Genomic DNA, 2,473 nt, shown 5'->3' with positions numbered 1-2,473 from the left:
TAGAGGGTAGATTTCTACTTGTAGGTACTTCAGCCATTGGTCTAGCAGACATTAAGGCTACACCTATGGATCCTCTTATGCCAGGGGTAGAAGCTCATGCCAATGTTATAGACTCTATTTTGGCAAATGATTTTATATCTATACCCAATGATGCTCCTGTTATCAATCTACTCATAATTGCTCTAACTGTACTATCTACTGCGTTGATATTTTATTTCTTAACTAGCTGGTTGATAATACCTGCGTGGATAGGATATATTTATGGTATGTATCTTCTATTTAATATGCTACTTTTTGGTGAGGGAATTATCGTAAATATAATCTTTCCTCTATTGACCTTTATATTAACTACTTTTATAATCTTACTTATGCGTTTTATATTTGCAAATCGTCTCAAACAACAGTTTCAAGAGGCATTTTCACGCAAAGTATCTCCTGCTGTAATGCACGATATTATGACCAATGAGACCAAAAATCTTTTAGAACCAAAAGAGAAATTAGTTACTATATTCTTTAGTGATATTCGCTCATTTACCTCTATATCTGAGAGTATCGGTAATCCTACAAGATTAATATCACTATTAAACAAATATATGACTCCTATGGTAGAAAATATAGTAGCCCATCATGGTACTATTGATAAGTTTATTGGTGATGCTATTATGGCATATTGGAATGCACCAACTGATGTCAAAGACCATCCAGATATGGCTGTACAGAGTGCCTTGGAACAACTAGCTATGTTAAAAGAGTTAAATGTAGATATAGAAAAAGAGTATCAAACTACCATAGATATTGGTATAGGTATCCATGTAGGAAGTGTCACCATCGGAGAGATGGGTGCTAGTGGGCGTTCTGATTATACTATCATCGGAGACAATGTAAACCTAGCATCGAGACTAGAGGGGCTATGCAAACCTTATGGAGCAAAACTCATCATATCAGAAGCTACCAAAGATTTACTAAAAGAAGATTATATATTTAGAGAGCTTGATAAGGTCAGTGTAAAGGGTAAAACAAGCTCACTAATTATCTTTGAAGTTATCTCAAGAGGAAAAGAGATAGAAGATAAGAAAAAAGAAGAGTTAGAAGAGTATAATAAGGCTTTATTACTATATCGAAATGGTAGTTTTATTGATGCAAAAATAGCTTTTGAGATACTTAATGATAAGTACTCTACTCACCTATACCAAATGTATCAAGAGAGATGTACTCTACTAGATAGTAAAAATATCAAAGACTTCGATGGCATATTTGCCTTCAATACTAAATAGAGGATAGATAATGATTGACTATATTAAATTTTTGGGTGCAAACGGAGCAAGAACCAAAGACAAAGGTTCAACTTCTATCCAAATCTCCAAAAGAGCTGTGATTGATGCTGGTAATCTTATATGTGGACTAGGAGAGAATATGGTAGATATTGATACTATATTCCTAACCCATCCTCACCTTGACCATATTTGCGATATTCCATTTTTGGCAGATGAAGTAATATGGAAAAAAGATAAACCTATCAAAGTTTATGGTCTTAAAGATACAATTGACTCTATCAAAAATCATATATTCAACAATCAAATATGGCCAGATTTTACTCAAATCAAGTTTCCAAATAGTGATAAATCTGTCATAGAACTAATCATTTTAGAGATAGATACTACTTATGATATGGATGATTTTACGATAACACCCATAAAGACAAATCATACAGAGGGAAGCTGTGGATATGTCATCAAACAGTCCAATCAAGGTATATTTGTCACAGCAGATACATACTGTAGTGATATTATTTGGGATAGACTAAACAATGACGACACTATCCATACACTATGTATAGATGTCTCTTTTCCATCTCAATATGATAAACTAGCCAAAGATAGCAAACATCTCACTCCAAAGCTACTTCAAGCAGAGCTTCAAAAACTTACTAGAGAAATGAATATATATATTATGCACATCAAACCATCTTTTGCAGACAAGATATATGAAGAGGCAAAAGAGTATAATGTCCTAAAAGGAAATGGCACAATACTACAAGATGGAGATATTATATATTTTGATAGATTAAAAGCTTAACTTTAATCCTCTTCCAAATAATATTGTTTAAACTGTTCTTTATTACCTCTTTCTGATACAAATAAAGATTCTGCTTCCTTATTGGTATGTACCAACATATCAATAGATAGAAAGTCATTTTCTTTTGTTGTATTATAATGATAAATTTTTATTTTTGTAGGAGTTTCATTTAGTTGATAACATTTGTCTGCACCAATAAAATAGTCTCTTATCATACCAACTATTTTATAATAAGCACTACCATCATTCATAATAAATAGTTTTTTGTCTAAAAGATAGTTATCTAATTTCTCTTGAAGTACTTCTACTTTATTTTCTTTAGAATTAGTAATTTGTTGTTTTGTTTTATTTTTTTTCAATGAATTATTGAGTAGGGTAGCTAATATCTTAGCAAACT

The 2,473-nt window shown here is 31.7% G+C and carries 3 protein-coding genes; 2 read left to right on the top strand and 1 reads right to left on the bottom strand.

Annotation, left to right across the window (positions count from 1 at the left end; translation table 11 throughout):
* Positions 1-1,274 (top strand): adenylate/guanylate cyclase domain-containing protein (locus tag GSY74_RS06325; protein ID WP_164664258.1); only part of this gene is annotated, 1,274 nt, incomplete at its 5' end.
* 10 nt (positions 1,275-1,284) lie between these two features.
* A complete protein-coding gene (locus GSY74_RS06320; RefSeq protein WP_164664257.1) occupies positions 1,285-2,076 on the top strand; it encodes a 3',5'-cyclic-nucleotide phosphodiesterase in 792 nt (263 codons plus the stop codon).
* A 2-nt stretch (positions 2,077-2,078) separates the two neighbouring features.
* On the opposite strand, the gene GSY74_RS06315 is transcribed toward GSY74_RS06320, so the two are convergent.
* Positions 2,079-2,473, bottom strand: a 395-nt coding sequence (locus GSY74_RS06315; protein ID WP_164664256.1) for a hypothetical protein, incomplete at its 5' end; no start/stop codon positions are given.

Source organism: Sulfurovum sp. bin170 (assembly GCF_010892395.1).
Lineage (GTDB): Bacteria > Campylobacterota > Campylobacteria > Campylobacterales > Sulfurovaceae > UBA1140.
Note: the sequence above shows the minus strand (reverse complement) of the source record. Positions and strands in the feature narration are given on the sequence as shown.